Below are 16408 nucleotides of genomic sequence, written 5' to 3'. Positions count from 1 at the left end.
GATAATACTTTTCATTAGTTCAAGGATGAATGATGCACAATTTAGCTCAGGAGCCTTCGCTGCAACGAAAGCTTAATGCGCGAATCTTGGGAATGATAACCTTAGGTGGCTCTATTGGAACGGGAATTTTCTTAGCCAGTGGTAGTGCTTTATCTTTAGCGGGACCTGGAGGGACGCTACTTGCCTACCTGGTTATGGGGATTATGGTCTATTTTTTAATGACCGGTCTTGGCGAAATGGCGGCATTTATGCCGACCAGTGGCTCATTCTATGTTTATGCAGCCCGTTTTCTCGATCCTTCTTTAGGATATGCACTTGGGTGGAATTATTGGTATAGCTGTGCCATTTATATTGCTTCAGAAATTTCAGCTTCCGCGTTAATTATGCATTTCTGGTTTCCTGAAAGCCCATCCTATATTTGGTGCTCCATTTTTCTCTTTTTGATCATTGGTTTTAATGCGATATCAACTAAAGCTTTTGGCGAGGTGGAATACTGGCTTTCCTTTATCAAAATTTCTGTGGTGATTCTCTTTATTGTGACCGGATTTTTCCTCGCTTTCGGTTTTGCGGATTATAAAGCTGGCGGTTTTGAAAATTGGCGTATTGGTGATGCCCCATTTCATGGTGGTTGGGTTGGTGTTCTGGGTGCTTTTGTTGCCGCAGGGTTTTCTTTTCAAGGCACGGAATTAATCGGGGTGGCGGCGGGGGAAAGTTCTAATCCTGATAAGACAATACCAAAAGCCGTAAAGATGGTTTTTTGGCGGATCCTCATTTTTTTCATCTTATCCCTGTTTGTTATTAGTCTTTTAATTCCTTATACGGCATCACAATTAGTCAGCTCCGAAGTAGTAATGAGCCCTTTTACCTTAGTGTTCCAACAGTTTAATAAAGCATTCGCCGCAATGATTATGAATGCAGTCATTCTTGTTGCCATTATCTCGACAGCTAATTCGGGTATGTATGTGGGCAGCAGAATGCTCTGGTATCTCGCGAAGGAAGGGCATGTTCCTCGAGTTTTTTCTGTGGTTAATCGAAGAGGAATACCTGTGTATGCTTTAGCATTAACCAGTGCTGTGGCAATGCTGGCTTTTTTATCTTCCTTTTTTGGCAATGGGACGGTTTATTTCTGGTTACTCAATGCAACAAGCCTTTCCGGATTCATTGCATGGATGGGAATAGCCGTTAGCCATTATCGTTTTCGTAAAGCGTACTTACACCAGGGAAAAGATCCGACGAAACTTCCTTACCTGGCAAAAGGGTACCCATTTGGACCCTTGTTTGCTTTTAGTGTATGTATCATTGTGATTGGGGGCCAAAATTACGCTGCGTTTACAATAACGCCTATAGATTGGTATGGAATACTAATTTCTTACTTGAGCTTGCCTTTTTTTCTAATGCTTTGGCTCGGCCATAAATGGATAAAAAGAACCAAAATAATACCATTACAAGAGTGTAAGTTGGACTATGAATAGCTGAGGTGATCTTTTAGTTTTGACATTCTGGTATTTAACATAGAAAACTAGAAAATTGCCTGGCTTGAGCATTAGTATAAATTGTTTAGAGCAAATGTAGCGGTTTAATAAGAGGTGCCTTCCATATAACGATGGGTTTGTATTCTCCAATTTAACAATTATGTCTGCATGCAAATATATTGCAGAGGAAGAAAGTCGATAAATAACTCTCTAACATAAATGAAGAGTAGTTGTATTGAAACAGGTGGAAGTTTAACCTCTCCTGTTGTTTGTTTTATATACAATTAAAAATTGAACTCACCCAATAAACTCTTGTCTGTGTATGAACTTATTGTAACAACAATTTTGTAGGCTTGATGGCGCAACACGGATCAAGCTTATTTATAGACCACATAAAAACATAGTTTGAATCTAACAATTAAAGTCTCATTGATGAGATAACTGAAGTTTCAAGATCAAGGATCCCTTTTTCTCCAAGACACTCCCTTTCTTTATGATATATTTTCACAAGGGACCGATTCTCAAATATTTTAAGATACAAGGATTGTGCTTTTTCTAAATCGACCTCTTTATTAACTAATTCCATTAAGTAATTGATACCGGGGAGATAATTTGATGGGGGGAGAGGTAAATTCGCTTTTCGGCTTTCCTTTAAAGAGTCTTGAAATAAAAAATACTCACTGAAATAACTATAGATGGTAATTAAATCTTTTATCGAAAACATCATCACCAATCTACTTTTTAATAGCATCAAACTGTTTTCTACAGAAGATAATGCTAAATCTTTTAGGGAGAGGCTATTCTTATGAAGAACTTCTTGAATTAATTCTGGCGTAAGACGATTACGATGGTTATATATTATGTTACACAAATCATTGAGCTCTAAATTTCTTAAATTGTGATTTTTTAGTAGCTCCAAAGCTGAATCGAAGTCTGTTGGCGCTTTGGATTTAAGCTCCTCAAATCCATTTCGAAGATTCTCTTGTTGTGAGCCTAAATTAAAAATTCGCAGTTGGGAAAAGTTGTTGTTGTTTTTAATCTGGAGTTTATCTCTCAGCTGCTTTTTAATTGTTTCATTTTCAGCCTGTAGCATCACTTTGAGGGTGGCACTCTTTGAAATAATATCTATACATTCTTTTTTCTCCTGTTTTTCAGCTTCCAATAATATACGATGGATTCCAGGAACTTGAGTTGGAGGTGGAGAAAAACCAGATTGCCGAGCTTGATTTAAAGCATTAATAAACAAGCGATCGTGACGGTGAGCATAGTAAATATGAGCTAGCTCGATGGCGGTGAACTCTAAATAAACTCTGCTTTTCAAAAACAGTAATGTATTTTCGACCGATGCTATTGCCAGAGACTCTAGGGAAAGATGATTTTCGGCAAGAATGCTGTTAAGTTTCTTAAAATCAATTTGCTTGCGATGTTGATAAATAAGATGACCCAACTTTGAAGGATCAATTTCATTGAGATCACATGCCAAAAGTTCTAAAAAGAAACTAAAATGGTGTTGTGCTTTTTGAAGTAATTCATCTCTAAGATGATTTTGGTCATTTGTTTTAATAACACCTTTTTCCTGAAAAAGTCCTGCAAAAAATTCTTTGGAATCTTCGATGTCTTTGATTTGTTCGACTTCTTGATTATCCTCTTTTATCAAAAATTCATCAATTTTTTCTTCTTGATGATTCATGGCCAAGATGCCATTTAGAGTATTTAATCTTTTTTTGGCAGCCGCATTTATCGCTTTGATCTTTGTGTCATAAGCTTCATTCACTTTGGGATGTCCGGCGGGAAAGCCTAGATATTTTTCTGCTTCTTTTAAGCGAGAATCTAAAGCGATAGCCTCCACACGTTTGATCTGAGTCCTTCGGTTGTATTCAACCTCTTCTTCGCTCGATCCGCTATTACTTTCCAAACAATCTTCAATTTGCTGTACATAAGCAATAATTAACTGCTCTGCCTGGCGATATTCTCTATTCTGGATAATTCCGGAAATAACCGCGGTGTGGAGTGGATGGCCTTTATCACTTCTAATTTCGGCAAGAACTTCATTAATTTCATTTTGAGGTGGTTGCTCGTAGTTCAAAAGCAACTGGATCAATCCGGCATCAGCTAGACTCACGGATAACAACCGGAAAAATTCTTTTTTATTCCCATAAGCCATTATCATCTGTCTTATCATTGTAAGTTGTTTTTGACTGTCTTCTGCAGAAGGCTTAGACGAACTAAGAAGTAAATCAAAATATGGGATTTGAGAGTGCAGTTGGACACAAGCTTCTAATTGCTGCATTGTAAGAGAACGACTTCCCCATTCTGTCTGTAAGGATAGGAGCGCTTTATATAAATTAACTCGTGCATAAATGTATTGACGTGTATATTCATTGCATTGGAGTAATGTTTTATTTAAAGTTTCTCTAGGCTTATCGAGATTCAACACAAAGAATCGGGCTTCTCTTTTTCTTAATTCTTCCTCACTAAATACTTCAGTTTTACTGTTATCCCACGGATTGACTAAATGAAAATATACGATTGGACCTGATTCTGTCTGTACAACCTCCAGCCGATGGATCCTAAGAGTATGAACAGAATGTATTTCCCCAGAAGCATCGGGCAAACCATATTTCATATCGACAACAGTAGATGGTGTATATGGGGTAATGGATTCCTTCATTTTTTTTATGTACTCAACTGGAGCAGGGTAAGCATGGGTCCCTAGTAGATGACTCACAAAAACAGCTGCGGCATTCGTACTTTCATATCGATTATTAAAGTTATGAGCTATAGCACTAATATTAGGCTCAGTGCCAAGTGAGCCAGTAAAATAATAAGAGCTCAGATGCTCAATTATCTTTACAGCAAGTGAGTTAGACTGTACTCCATATTTATTGAATTCAATTTGGTTTCTATCAATTCGCTGCAATTCCTCTTTGGGTATTGTAAAAACATCATGTCCTGTTGTCTTATCCTGGGTATAGTGATATTTTGCAGTAATATCGGTCAATACAAGATATTTACTGTAATGATTTCTTGGGAAACGAACAGTAACACTACCATCACTGTTTTCGGTGAACATTTCCTTGATATGCGAACGCCCTCCGGCTACTTCATTTAGGTAGCAATCCAAATGAGCCAGTAAATAACAATCCCCTACTTGCTGTTGGCTAATATATACATACTCATTATTGTTTGGAAATAAAGGGGGCATTTTGTATACCTAATGTTAAAATTTATTAAAAATTTTGTAAGTCCTTTTCAGGAACGTTCCTATAAACCTATTGAAGCACTATTAATTTAAAATATGGATATAAATTAATTCAATAAGGTCAAATTTTAAACACTCAGATGGTGTTTGTATAGATAGTTTTTTGGAAAATTATTTTTTCAAAAATGGAAATAAAAAGAAGCATTATTTACTTTTTAAAAGATAATTATTTGGCACCATTGCAGTTCATGGCCCTCTATCTCTTATTTATAGTTTTTAACAACTAAAAGTGATATTTCAGAACAATGTATTTTCTATTTTCGGTATTCCAACTGGCTCAGATTAATACTTAAAGTTCTCCTCGTCACATTCACTCGCCCACAACCCCGAGGTTAAAGATTTGATTAAGCAAGAGTAGAAGTAGCATTATTAAGCCATGTGATTACACTAAGAACACTTTTGTATGTTAATATAATCAAAGATAAGTAGTATTTGAGTAATAGAGTTTAGCACGATCGAGACCAAAACCCCGATGTGCAACAAAAAAGGTATAGTTGATGGACAGAGCTTCTAATGATCCACTGCATGGCATTACACTAGAGACTATTTTAAATCGTCTTTTGATTCGTTATGGCTGGGAGGGCTTGGCGGAGAGAGTCAAGATAAATTGTTTTTCTACCAACCCTAGCATTAATTCAAGTCTTAAATTCCTACGCAAAACACCATGGGCAAGGACTAAAATTGAAACCCTTTATCGTGATTCCTTAAAAAGTAAAAATTGCGACAATTAAAAATTACTGGAGTAATAAATAATATGACGGATGTTTTCATTAATAAAGAACCTGTTGAACTTTTTAAAATTCTTAAATTTGAAGGTATTGCCTCGAGCGGAGCAGAAGCCAAGGATATGATTGCTACTGGCAATGTCTTAGTAAACGGCATAATAGAAAAACAGAAAAGAAAAAAGATGGTTGCAGGGGATACGATTGAATTGAAAGGTCAGATCTTTCGGCTAAAGTTGATTGACAATTAAACCAGTGGAAGTGCATTGGTTTAAAAAGAGTCTTTGGTTTCTAACTTGATTATTTATAAGCAGCAACGCTCACAAGATAAATCTAATATTACTACCAGCGCACCATCAGGGGTGTTAATTTAATTAATTTCTAATGAAATTGTATTATTTCAGTATCTATATTTTTTAGATGATTAAGCAATGTCAATGCAGCCGATAATGCGATTTTTTCCTCAGGACGAAAATCCATTGCAACCGCAAATCCAATATGATCTTCTTCGGGTAAAGTTAATTCTTTGTTCAAAGTCGGTCTTACTTTATCTATCAGTTTCTGCATTGCCAGATCATCTATCGAGGTGAAATGCGTTTTTCTGTTAGCCAACATCTCGCCCAAAGTTATATGTAGCGCATATTTCAATAAATATAGGGCATCTTCTTGCGCTGGTTCCAGATTATTTAACTGAATAAGACCTGCTTCATTATATAAATGGGTAAATTCATAGAGCCCAGGTGAAAACTCATCATTAAGGATATTCGATTGCTGCTCCTGTCTTGCCTGGCATCTAAAGAAATACAAAACAATATGTTCTCCATCCAGCTCCGTAATTTTGAAACAGCCTTGAAAAATAAAAGGAACGTTCCACACAGCGACTAACAAATGGGTTTCAACTTGAATGCCGGTAAATTTTTTCTCATGTGACATGTTACATCAAATCCCTCGATTTATTTGTTGTTATCATTATAAGCAAAATCAAAGATCTTGGGTCTAAAATTTTAGTATTATTCGCGGTTTTAGCTGAATTTATGATACAACTGGTAGTCAACATGTAGGAAAGTGTTCTAAAAAATTAATATGTCCCCCATGGCGATACCATTTATAGATCTTACTCTTATTTACTTATCCTATACGACTCATTAATATGAAACTATATAGCAGGACTTAAACCTCCCGTATTTCAGAGCGTCGGTACCTGGGTTCAAGAAGGAATTATCAGCAGATCCTACTATAATAACAATTTATTCTGCGGAAGAATTTTTATGCTAAATAAAAACCATGTACCAAATATTGTTATTGTCGGCGGTGGTGCAGGCGGAATGGAGCTGGCGGCGTTGTTTGGAGCTAAGTATGGAAAAGAGGGTAAAGCAGCTATTACGCTGGTTGATTGTTCCCCGACCCATATTTGGAAACCATTATTACATGAGGTTGCCGCAGGGAGCTTATTTACCAATGAAAATGAAATTGACTATCTCGCTTATGCTGCGACCCATCATTTTCATTTCGTTTTAGGGGCACTCGAAGGTCTGAACCGGAGTATAAAAGAAATCTATTTATCTCCGTTTTACAGCCATGACCGGGAAGTACTTCCAAAACGAGCGCTTTCATACGATATATTAATTATTGCAGTTGGAAGTGTTGCTAATGATTTTGGTATCTCCGGGGTACGTGAACATTGTTTGTTTTTAGATAATATTCCGCAGGCAGTTTATTTTCATCGTGAATTATTAAATCACTTCATGCGTCTTTCTCAACAGTCAGAGCAGAGGAAATTTAATCTTGTGGTTGTCGGAGGAGGTGCTACTGGGATTGAATTAATAGCAGAATTAAACAGCTCAATCCACGAAATTATAAATTATGGCATTGGCATTAAACCCGAAATTGTTTCTTTTACGCTCATCGAAGCGGCAAGTAGATTATTGACAGCCCTTCCAGAACAGCTTTCAGAAAAAGTGTTTACTGAATTAACGAGTATGGGTGTCAAAATCTGTGTTAACGAACAAGTTAATGAAGTGACAGAAAAAGGTTTGCATACTAAATCAGGACAATTTATTCCTGCAGATCTTATTGTCTGGACTGCTGGTATTAAAGCTCCAGATTTTTTGAAGCAACTGGATGGTTTGGAAGTAAATCATATCAATCAACTTTTAGTGAAACAAACGCTACAAACAACCTTAGATGATTCTATTTTTGTTTTAGGGGATTGCGCCAGTTGCCCGCAAACTCATTCGGATAAAACTGTGCCGCCGCGCGCGCAAGCAGCGCATCAGCAAGCACAATTTTTGTATAAAAATTTTGATAAATATTTAGAGGGAAAACCCCTTCCTATTTATCATTATCATGATCATGGTTCTTTAGTTACTATGAGTCATCATGTAGTTGGCAATTTGATGGGAAAAATCACTAATAGTTTGATGATAGAGGGAAAATTAGCTCGTTTATTCTATCTATCATTATACAAACAACATCAAATTTCATTATATGGGTGGTGGCGAGTTTTCTTACTCACACTATCGAATGTGTTAAGCCGTAGAGTAAAACCACGACTCAAGTTGCACTAAAGACGCGCTTGATTGGTTGTCTGAAAAGTAATCGGTATTCGGGTTATCCAGTGTACCTCCTCTTTTTTTAATATAAAATTGATAGGAAGCAATAATGTGGGAGCAGAATAAAAAAGGGTATTTAAAACGTCTGTCCAAGATCAAATCCTACCTGAAAAACAATAAGTTTGTTGCTGCATGCGACCTTGTCGCTGTACTTTCTCAGCTCATTCACTCAGGGGATCGGGTATGTATCGAAGGAGATAACCAAAAGCAGGCCAGTTTTTTGGCGATGGCATTGACCCAATTAGATCCTACCAAAGTAAATCATTTACATATGATTCAATCCGCTATTGCCTTATCCGAACATCTCGATATTTTTGAAAAAGGAATAGCAGACCGCATTGATTTTGCGTATTCCGGCCCTCAATCAGTTCGTCTTGCTGAAATGGTGAAAAACAAAAAAATCAACATAGGAAATATTCATACTTATAATGAGCTCTTTGGTAGGTTGGTTGCTGATTTAACACCCAATGTTTGTATGTTGATGGCTGATAAAGCAGATAAACAGGGTAATTTATTTACTGGAGCAAATACAGAAGAAACGCCAGCGCTTATCGAAGCAACTAACTTTAAAAACGGCATAGTTATTGTTCAAGTTAATGAAGTTGTGGAGCAGTTACCGCGAGTTGATATTCCTGGAGATTGGGTTGATGTCATTGTTCAAGGTCCAGAAGCATCTTATATTGAACCACTTTTTACTCGAGATCCCGCACAAATAGATGAAGTGAAAATATTAATGGCCATGATGGTGATCAAAGGGATATATGCACCTTATCAAGTGAATATATTAAATCATGGTGTCGGTTTTAATACCTGTGCCATTGAACTTCTTTTGCCTACCTATGCGGCATCACTGGGGTTAAAAGGAAAAATATGCCAGCATTGGGTTGTTAATCCTTTACCTACCTTAATACCTGCTATTGAAGCAGGATTTGTAAAAACGATTTATCCGTTTGGAGGCGAAGTGGGTATGAATCGCTATGCGGCTGCCCGTCCAGATATCTTTTTTACAGGTAAAGAAGGATGTTTGCGTTCGAATAGGATGTTAGGTCAGTTAGCGGGACATTATGCCTGTGATGTGTTTATCGGTGCAACGTTACAAATGGATCTTGAGGGGAATAGTTCTACAGCGGTTGAAGGTCGTATTGCGGGTTTTGGAGGGGCTCCCAACATGGGTTGTGATGCACCAGGCCGACGTCATTCTTCATATGCTTGGTTAAAAGCAGGACAAGAACGCAGCGAAGCTCTGGCGACCAAAATGCCACGAGGAAGAAAATTGGTGATTCAAATGGTAGAAACATTCCAGAGTTCAACCCAGCCTACATTTGTGGAAAAACTGGATGCTTGGGCTTTGCAAAAATCAATGAATGCTGATTTACCCGCCGTGATGATTTATGGAGACGACGTGAGTCATGTTGTAACCGAAGAGGGTATTGCTAACCTCCTTATGTGTCGAACTCTTGAAGAACGTGAACAAGCGATTCGGGGCATTGCAGGATATACTGAGGTTGGAGTAATGCGGGATAGGAAAAAAGTGGATGAATTGCGTCAGCGAGGAGTTATTAAACGTCCTGAAGATTTAGGAATTAAAACTTCCGATGCAACTCGAGATTTATTGGCAGCCAAGTCAATTCGTGAACTTGTTGATTGTTCGCAGGGACTCTATGAGCCGCCTGTAAAATTTAGAAATTGGTAGGACAAAAAATATGGAAATGATGGAGTTTCGTTTTGCACTTTCTGGAGAACGTTTGCGAGGCAAAAAAACCGTTTGTGGCGTTGTTGGCTCGGGTAATCTAGAAGTTATTATTGAGGAAAATACGAGTTCTGAAACAATATTCACGATTCAGACGGCAATTGAACATTATAAGCCTGTATGGAAAATGGTTATTGGGGATTTTGTCACGCAACATCAACCCATTGGTTTGCACTTTACGCTCAATGATAACGGAGCGACTCCTGCAGTTGTTTTATTACGATTAAGTCAGGCATTGGACGAGTTTCAGGGGAATTGCAAAATAGGTACTAATTATGAAGAGCTTGATGCGCGTGAACGAATTCAGGTTGTTTTTGATGAGGGTTCGTTTACTGAGTGGCTTACCGAGGAAAAGCAATACAGCCCTTATTTAGCTGCTTTAAATTTGCCAGGCGAAGCTGATGACGGTATTGTTATTGGTTCCGCGTTGTTACAAAAAAATAAAGTACTTGTTGCTGCCCAGCAAAAAGATTTCATGGGTGGTGCTGTTGGTGAAATTCATGGAGCAAAACTTACTGGTTTATTCAAAGCTGCGATTACAACCCAAGTTAAGGCCGTGATCCTTCTCATTGATAGCGGAGGCGTGCGTTTGCATGAAGCAAATGCAGGAGAAATAGCAATTTCAGAAATAATTCGCGCTATTTTCGAAGCACGTCATCATGGGATAACCACAATAGGTGTTGTTTGTGGTAAAAACGGTGCTTTTGGCGGTATGGGAATTATTTCTGCGTGTCTGGATTATCTTGTAATTAATGAAGTAGCACGTATTGGCGTATCAGGTCCTGAGGTGATTCAAGCGGTAGCTGGAATTGAAGCGTTCAATTCACAGGATAGGGCATTGGTATGGCGCGTATATGGAGGTAAAACACGTTATTTGCAGGAAATTGCTCAAAGTTATGTGGGCTCTAATGTTGCCGCGATACGTACTAAACTGATTGCTGCTCTTGATAAGAGGGTGCTTTTGGATCTTAATTCCATCAAACAAAAGCATACGCTGTTAAAAAAACGTTTTCAGGAGACTCATGGATACCAGGAAGAGGGGGCTTATCTTAATAAAGTTGCTCCAAAGTATGCTGCAACACTTTTTGATATGAGTGAAGAGGAGTTTTTAAACGCAGCAAAAGAAATAAAAAAGAATCGTAATTAATTGCACCCAGGCTACGAAGTATCACTGCGATAATACAGAAGGAATAAGAAATGGTTGAATTAAAGGATCTTCTCAAACAGATATTTTCTCAGGATGTTACGCTAGAGGAAAATCAATCTGTTATTTATGGGCAAGCGACACTGAATAATCAACTGGTTCATATTCTTGGGATAAAAGAGTCAACTTTTTTGGGGGTAGAGCAAGCGCTGATTATGGCGCAGCACATAATTGACATTCTTGAGACTCAATCAAAAGCTCCTGTTTTGCTTTTAGTCGATGTTGCAGGACAAGAATTAACCATGCGAGATGAATGGTTGGGGATGCAACAATATTTTGGACATTTGCTTGAATGTTTGGAGTGTTTACGCCAACAAGGAAATGCTTTGATATCGCTTGTGTATAATCAAGCATTAGGTGGTGCTTTTATCGCCTATGGGTTAATGGCAGACACCATTTTAGCCTTACCCGATGCAAGCTTAGCCGTAATGTGGCTGGAAGGTATTGCAAAGGTGACCAAAATAGAATTAAGCACCCTTCAAGAGCTTAGTAAGACATTCCCGGTTTTTGCACCTGGTGTGCAAAATTTTTATGAACTTGGTGGGTTGCATGAGATTGTAAGACCATCTGAACTTGCTGCAAAAATTGAATGGGCAATCCATCAGGGCAATACTAAAGATGAGCGTGCACTCTTGGGGAGCAAACGCGAAGGTAGAAAGCTTGCTTATTCGATTATCAATAAAGTAGCCAATCATTTATGAGTCCACAACGACATCATTTAATTTATCTTCACCCTAATGCTGATTTTGCTATAGCGTCATCTCATGAAGAGAAACAAATGATAGAAGAAGAGGTGAGGATCTGGCTTGCAAAAGGTTTTCCTTGTATTTATGCCAAACAAATAGCTCCTCAAGAAACAATAAGTCTTGGATTAACTCTTTTGTTGGCCAATAAAAAGCATCGAGTTGGTTTACGAGTTGCGCCCTCATTAGTACAAAAACAAAAGCCACTTCCTCAACTGAACGAGATGTACGATTTTTTTTTCCGCCATTATGGAGTAAAGGCGTTAAATCGTATTCTTGAGATGTATTTGATTTCTGATATCGCCGTGTACGGCTCATTTTTATTTCACTATTTATCAGGCCACTCCTTTGTTAGTCCTGATTCAGACCTTGATGTACTTCTCAATTACCAAGGATATTCTTTGGTTACTCTGTGTGAGTTCGTTGAGGCATTAACCAAAAAACTTAATCGCCAGATTGATGGAGAGGTGCGTTTTCCTGGTTTTGGCGATATTCCGCTCAAAGAATTACTCAATGTATCTGCAAAAAAGCTGCTGTGTAAGAGTCAGGATAGGGTTACGTTGTTATCAAGAATTGAACTTTATGAACACTATCCACTGTTGTGAAAGAACACTTGCCAAAATGGCAGTTAGAGCGCTTTATTTTGAAGTTAAAGCCTATCCAAAACCCGGTTTGGTCAGTTTTGTGGATGCTGGCGCGCATCATGATATGAATGGTGAAACCTTTTACCGTAGTCTATTTACCTTACGTCATTACTTTTATCAAATTACAAAAAAGGGATTAATTAATGATTCTTTTGATGAATTAAAACAAGTGGCGATTGCTGCGGAGCAGCGGATGCTGGAAAAAACTGGTGGAATCAATACACATCGTGGTGCTATTTTTGCTTTGGGTATAATCTGTATTTCGGTTATGAGGTTGGCCCAGGAAAAGAAACAATTCACTCCATTGGATGTTCATCAGCAAATACTAAAAGATTGGCCCAAATATTTGGCGGACCATGTTGGAAATCCAGAAAGCCACGGTGCATTAGTGCGTCAAAAATATAAGGTTATTGATGCCAAGCAAATAGCGATACAGGGTTATGAGCTTATTTTTCAATTGCTCCCCACCTTTATTTCACTGTTTATTGAGACTCAATCACTGGATATAGTCTGTTTATTTGCTTATTCAGAGCTTTTACTGCATACGGATGATACTAATATTCTTCATAGAAAGGGTAAGTTAGGTTTAGATTATGCGAAAAATAAAGCTGCAGAATTATTAACAATTCAATGCGTGCAGACTCGCCAAAAAAAGGCATTGGAATTACATCAACTTTTTTCCGAGATAGGAATTAGTCCTGGGGGAGTAGCCGATTTAATTAGTGTTTTATTGTTTTTAGGACAATTGTTTTGCGACCAACTACGCGACTATTCTGAGTGTAAAAAATTTTAGAAAATACAACTATACTATGATCAAAAGGTACTGCGTTTCTAGGATATATCTTAAATAGGGAGAAAGTATATGGAACCTAGTAATGGTCTATCACAAGCAGAAATTATATCCATTCTTTCTCGGGCCACTATTTTTACAGGTATTGGCCTAATTGAACAAAAAATGCTTGCTGATAAATGTGTTATTGCGAACTATAGACCCGAAGAGCTCGTCATAGAACAAGGGGAAATAGGGGATAAGTTATATATTATTATTCGAGGTACTGTCCAAGTTTCTATAAAAACCCAATCTATGGGGTGGAAACGCATTAATACTTTGGGTGCAGGCGATGTGTTCGGGGAAATTGCGATTTTACGTAATATTCGCAGAACGGCGCGTATTAGCACCATAACTGCGTGTCAGTTTCTTACGATTAATGCTAGGGATTTTTTGGCAGTCTATCAATATTTCCCTGCGCGAGCACGAGATAATATTCAGTTAGTTGTGGCCAAGCGACTACAGGAAAGTGGGGCTCATGTGCGTTTGTAAATAGTCATAGTTTGTATTTGAGCTTTTCGCGCCAATTTATTTTTGTAATGCAGCAATGGAGTTTTGCAAACAAACAAGTGACCGCACAAGATATTGATTAAAATGAATTGCAAGTTCCGGAAATAAAATGGAAGCGAATTTTATTAATATTATTTTAGGGTTTATAGAAGGATTTTGTTTAATTATTTCTCCTTGTATTTTACCTATTCTACCTATTTTTTTAGCAGGTTCACTCTCTGGATCCAAAAAACGCCCCATAGGGATTATTGTTGGTTTTACCTTGTTTTTTTCCATATTAGTGTTCTTTTCTCATCAATTAGTGCGTTATTTAGATGTTGATTTTAACTTAGTTCGAGAGATTGGTTATGCCATTTTGCTTTTTTTAGGCCTTATCATGATCTCAAATTATTTAACAGAGAAATTTGGCAAAATAACACAAGGACTCACCCGAATAGGTAGTTTTTTTTCCACTGCCCATAAACCAGAAGGAGGTTTTTGGAATGGACTTTTTTTAGGAGGGATCATTGCTCTTATTTGGACGCCTTGTGCAGGTCCAATTCTGGCTGCGATTATTGTGCAAACAGCATTACAGGAAACAACAATAATTACTTTCTTGACGCTGCTCGCATTTGCTCTTGGCGCTGCAATTCCTATGTTTATTATTTCCCTATATGGGAAAAAATTAATTAATACGTTCACTTTTTTTAAAACAAGAGCCACCCTCTTTCGTAAATTTTTAGGAGGGATAATTATTGCGAGTGTGGTGTACATGATTTACTTTGAAGGAGAGGTTGTTTCATCTTCAGTGACTCCTCAAACAGGAATTAAAACGTCAAACGCTCTCATCAATGGTTTATGGTTTACTTATCCAGCACCACCAATACAAGGTATCGACGCATGGATTAATTCGCCTCCTTTACACCTAGATGATTTGCATGGAAAAGTAGTTTTAATCGATTTTTGGACTTATTCATGCATCAATTGTTTGCGCACGATCCCTTACATCAAAGATTGGTATGATCGTTATCATGATAAAGGTTTGGTTATTATTGGTATCCACACACCGGAGTTTGATTTTGAAAAAAACTTAGATAATGTCAAAGCTGCGGTGAAGCGATATGGAATTGCTTATCCTGTAGCACTCGATAATCAATTTGTAACCTGGAGGAATTATCAAAATCACTACTGGCCTGCGCATTATTTAATTAACAAAAAAGGTTATGTGGTTTACAAACATTTTGGTGAAGGTGAATATGATGTTATGGAGAATAACATCCGCTTTTTATTGGGAGTTAAGGATCTAAGCACTTTAAAATCTTTAAAAGGTATTTCATTCAACTTAACCCAAACGCCAGAAACCTATTTGGGGTATGCAAAAGCTGATTCCAATTACAGTCCAGAGCTTATAAAAGATAAAACCACCCAATACCATTTTTCCGAAAAATTATCGTCTAATGCATGGAGCTTGGATGGATTATGGCAGGTTAATGCAGAGAACATTGTCTCTGCAGAAGCAAATGCTGCTATAAAAATACACTTTAATGCCCGCAAAGTTTATGCGGTTATGGGAACTAATACAGCAAATCCCATCACGGTTAAGGTGATTCTCACTGACCAACAATCAGGAAAAAAATTACAAGAACATACGATCGTGGTCGATAAATATTCCATTTATGAGTTAATTTCGCAAAAACAATTCACTAATGGATATTTACAAATTATTGCTCTCGATCCTGGTGTTAAAGTATACACGTTTACCTTTGGAAGTTGATCGTTAACTCTTTGTGAATGAACCGTTCTGTTTCGCTGGGATCATTATCAGGTCTGGTTGCCTTCTTTTTTTCATCCTGGAAGAACGATAGCATTTTTTTGAATCGTGACTCCGTTGGTTTTGCCGCAGCTTCTAGAGTTATTTCACTATCTTTGATTACTTGAGGTTTGAACTCGGCAGATTTCTTTTTAAGTTCCAAAAACTCGTTTACTTTAAATAGGTGTTTAAACAAGGAGGTTACTTCTTTATCCTTGACTATTTGTTTTAATAACATGCCTAAATCAATAAAAATTTGTCCATTGATAAAAATAGCAACCTCTGGGTTAATTGCATCTTCAATGTATTTTTGCGTGTACCCAGAATCGTTCCAGCCCCCAATTGCTCGGATTAACGATGGTTTTCTTAATGCAAATGAAAGGCTATCGATCAATGCATTACGAAGTCGTTCTGCATTGCCTATCGGGAGCTCAACAATTAAAGTTTTACCATATCCCCCTGATGTGCTCGTTATTTTAATATTAAATTTTTTATGAAGGATACTAAAGGCCTTCAAATACAACAGTACGTTATCTGCTTTTACTAGTTCTCTTTTAGAGGCTGTAGAATCTGGGGTCTCGATATCCATATCACCAGGAATTTTTGTTAGGAGACTTGCGAAATTAAAAGCCCCAATATAAAAAAAATGACATGTTCCACCGCCTAAAACATGCTCATATTTCGCTGGCTCTAATGTATCATTAAGACTAAGCAGGCTTACTTGTAAGAGTGGCCAGCCTGAATTGTAATTACGTAGTAATTGTGGGATTTTGTTCTTATCAGTTTGAGTCTTATTATATTGACTCAAAATGGGAGCCTGTTCCTCTTCTGAAAAGGAATGGATGGGCATAGTATTCCCCTTAAATATAAT

14 protein-coding genes are annotated in these 16408 nt (G+C 37.6%); 11 read left to right on the top strand and 3 right to left on the bottom strand.

The window, feature by feature from the left end; all coding sequences use genetic code 11:
• Nucleotides 1-29: 29 nt before the first annotated feature.
• The gene (locus tag ACWTEW_RS31850) at nucleotides 30-1472 is read left to right on the top strand and encodes an amino acid permease (RefSeq protein ID WP_454781979.1); all 1443 of its coding nucleotides are present in this window, start codon (nucleotides 30-32) and stop codon (nucleotides 1470-1472) included.
• A gap of 418 nt (nucleotides 1473-1890) precedes the next feature.
• Here ACWTEW_RS31850 and ACWTEW_RS31845 read toward each other — a convergent pair whose 3' ends face one another.
• Nucleotides 1891-4677, bottom strand: a complete 2787-nt coding sequence (locus ACWTEW_RS31845) for a hypothetical protein (RefSeq protein WP_454781978.1) — start codon at nucleotides 4675-4677, stop codon at nucleotides 1891-1893.
• Between the two features lie 554 nt (nucleotides 4678-5231).
• On the opposite strand from ACWTEW_RS31845, the gene ACWTEW_RS31840 reads away from it, so the two are divergent.
• Both ACWTEW_RS31840 and ACWTEW_RS31835 read left to right on the top strand, forming a co-directional pair.
• Nucleotides 5232-5465, top strand: a complete 234-nt coding sequence (locus ACWTEW_RS31840; protein WP_454781977.1) for a VF530 family protein — start codon at nucleotides 5232-5234, stop codon at nucleotides 5463-5465.
• Nucleotides 5453-5707, top strand: a complete 255-nt coding sequence (locus tag ACWTEW_RS31835) for an RNA-binding S4 domain-containing protein (RefSeq protein ID WP_454781976.1) — start codon at nucleotides 5453-5455, stop codon at nucleotides 5705-5707. Before ACWTEW_RS31840 ends, ACWTEW_RS31835 begins: the two co-directional genes overlap by 13 nt.
• Nucleotides 5708-5837: 130 nt before the next feature.
• On the opposite strand, the gene ACWTEW_RS31830 is transcribed toward ACWTEW_RS31835, so the two are convergent.
• The gene (locus ACWTEW_RS31830) at nucleotides 5838-6389 is read right to left on the bottom strand and encodes a hypothetical protein (protein ID WP_454781975.1); all 552 of its coding nucleotides are present in this window, start codon (nucleotides 6387-6389) and stop codon (nucleotides 5838-5840) included.
• Nucleotides 6390-6724: 335 nt separating this feature from the next.
• On the opposite strand from ACWTEW_RS31830, the gene ACWTEW_RS31825 reads away from it, so the two are divergent.
• From ACWTEW_RS31825 to ACWTEW_RS31790, 8 genes are all read left to right on the top strand, one after another.
• Nucleotides 6725-8023 (top strand): NAD(P)/FAD-dependent oxidoreductase, encoded by a 1299-nt coding sequence (locus tag ACWTEW_RS31825; RefSeq protein WP_454781974.1) that lies wholly within the window; start codon nucleotides 6725-6727, stop codon nucleotides 8021-8023.
• Nucleotides 8024-8117: 94 nt separating this feature from the next.
• Nucleotides 8118-9761 carry a malonate decarboxylase subunit alpha gene (gene mdcA, locus ACWTEW_RS31820; protein WP_454781973.1) on the top strand — a complete coding sequence of 548 codons (1644 nt, stop codon included), beginning with the start codon at nucleotides 8118-8120 and terminating at the stop codon, nucleotides 9759-9761.
• Between the two features lie 10 nt (nucleotides 9762-9771).
• Complete coding sequence (locus ACWTEW_RS31815) at nucleotides 9772-10965, top strand: biotin-independent malonate decarboxylase subunit beta (RefSeq protein WP_454781972.1); 1194 nt, start codon at nucleotides 9772-9774, stop codon at nucleotides 10963-10965.
• 50 nt (nucleotides 10966-11015) lie between these two features.
• Nucleotides 11016-11723 carry a biotin-independent malonate decarboxylase subunit gamma gene (locus ACWTEW_RS31810; RefSeq protein ID WP_454781971.1) on the top strand — a complete coding sequence of 236 codons (708 nt, stop codon included), beginning with the start codon at nucleotides 11016-11018 and terminating at the stop codon, nucleotides 11721-11723.
• Complete coding sequence (gene mdcG, locus ACWTEW_RS31805) at nucleotides 11720-12370, top strand: malonate decarboxylase holo-[acyl-carrier-protein] synthase (RefSeq protein ID WP_454781970.1); 651 nt, start codon at nucleotides 11720-11722, stop codon at nucleotides 12368-12370. The genes ACWTEW_RS31810 and mdcG overlap by 4 nt, the downstream gene beginning before the upstream one ends.
• Entirely contained in the window at nucleotides 12348-13202 is an 855-nt protein-coding gene (locus ACWTEW_RS31800) for a triphosphoribosyl-dephospho-CoA synthase (protein WP_454781969.1), read from the top strand. The genes mdcG and ACWTEW_RS31800 overlap by 23 nt, the downstream gene beginning before the upstream one ends.
• 69 nt (nucleotides 13203-13271) lie before the next feature.
• A complete protein-coding gene (locus ACWTEW_RS31795; RefSeq protein ID WP_454781968.1) occupies nucleotides 13272-13730 on the top strand; it encodes a cyclic nucleotide-binding domain-containing protein in 459 nt (152 codons plus the stop codon).
• 127 nt (nucleotides 13731-13857) lie between these two features.
• Nucleotides 13858-15501, top strand: a complete 1644-nt coding sequence (locus tag ACWTEW_RS31790) for a cytochrome c biogenesis protein DipZ (protein ID WP_483099566.1) — start codon at nucleotides 13858-13860, stop codon at nucleotides 15499-15501.
• On the opposite strand, the gene ACWTEW_RS31785 is transcribed toward ACWTEW_RS31790, so the two are convergent.
• On the bottom strand, nucleotides 15485-16387 hold the full coding sequence (locus ACWTEW_RS31785) for a hypothetical protein (protein ID WP_454781967.1): 903 nt from the start codon (nucleotides 16385-16387) through the stop codon (nucleotides 15485-15487). The genes ACWTEW_RS31790 and ACWTEW_RS31785 overlap by 17 nt on opposite strands.
• Nucleotides 16388-16408: the final 21 nt, after the last annotated feature.

Source organism: Legionella stuttgartensis (genome assembly GCF_977063405.2).
The sequence above is the reverse complement of the archived record's forward strand: the minus strand, read 5'-3'. Positions and strand labels throughout refer to the sequence as shown.

What these genes read in the sequence shown, in the direction of transcription:
- ACWTEW_RS31850 (WP_454781979.1), top strand. Translation starts at nt 30, where the DNA reads ATGATGCACAATTTAGCTCAGGAGCCTTCGCTGCAACGAAAGCTTAAT.
- ACWTEW_RS31845 (WP_454781978.1), bottom strand. Translation starts at nt 4,677, where the DNA reads ATGCCCCCTTTATTTCCAAACAATAATGAGTATGTATATATTAGCCAA.
- ACWTEW_RS31840 (WP_454781977.1), top strand. Translation starts at nt 5,232, where the DNA reads ATGGACAGAGCTTCTAATGATCCACTGCATGGCATTACACTAGAGACT.
- ACWTEW_RS31830 (WP_454781975.1), bottom strand. Translation starts at nt 6,389, where the DNA reads ATGTCACATGAGAAAAAATTTACCGGCATTCAAGTTGAAACCCATTTG.
- ACWTEW_RS31825 (WP_454781974.1), top strand. Translation starts at nt 6,725, where the DNA reads ATGCTAAATAAAAACCATGTACCAAATATTGTTATTGTCGGCGGTGGT.
- mdcA (WP_454781973.1), top strand. Translation starts at nt 8,118, where the DNA reads ATGTGGGAGCAGAATAAAAAAGGGTATTTAAAACGTCTGTCCAAGATC.
- ACWTEW_RS31815 (WP_454781972.1), top strand. Translation starts at nt 9,772, where the DNA reads ATGGAAATGATGGAGTTTCGTTTTGCACTTTCTGGAGAACGTTTGCGA.
- ACWTEW_RS31810 (WP_454781971.1), top strand. Translation starts at nt 11,016, where the DNA reads ATGGTTGAATTAAAGGATCTTCTCAAACAGATATTTTCTCAGGATGTT.
- mdcG (WP_454781970.1), top strand. Translation starts at nt 11,720, where the DNA reads ATGAGTCCACAACGACATCATTTAATTTATCTTCACCCTAATGCTGAT.
- ACWTEW_RS31800 (WP_454781969.1), top strand. Translation starts at nt 12,348, where the DNA reads ATGAACACTATCCACTGTTGTGAAAGAACACTTGCCAAAATGGCAGTT.
- ACWTEW_RS31795 (WP_454781968.1), top strand. Translation starts at nt 13,272, where the DNA reads ATGGAACCTAGTAATGGTCTATCACAAGCAGAAATTATATCCATTCTT.
- ACWTEW_RS31790 (WP_483099566.1), top strand. Translation starts at nt 13,858, where the DNA reads ATGGAAGCGAATTTTATTAATATTATTTTAGGGTTTATAGAAGGATTT.
- ACWTEW_RS31785 (WP_454781967.1), bottom strand. Translation starts at nt 16,387, where the DNA reads ATGCCCATCCATTCCTTTTCAGAAGAGGAACAGGCTCCCATTTTGAGT.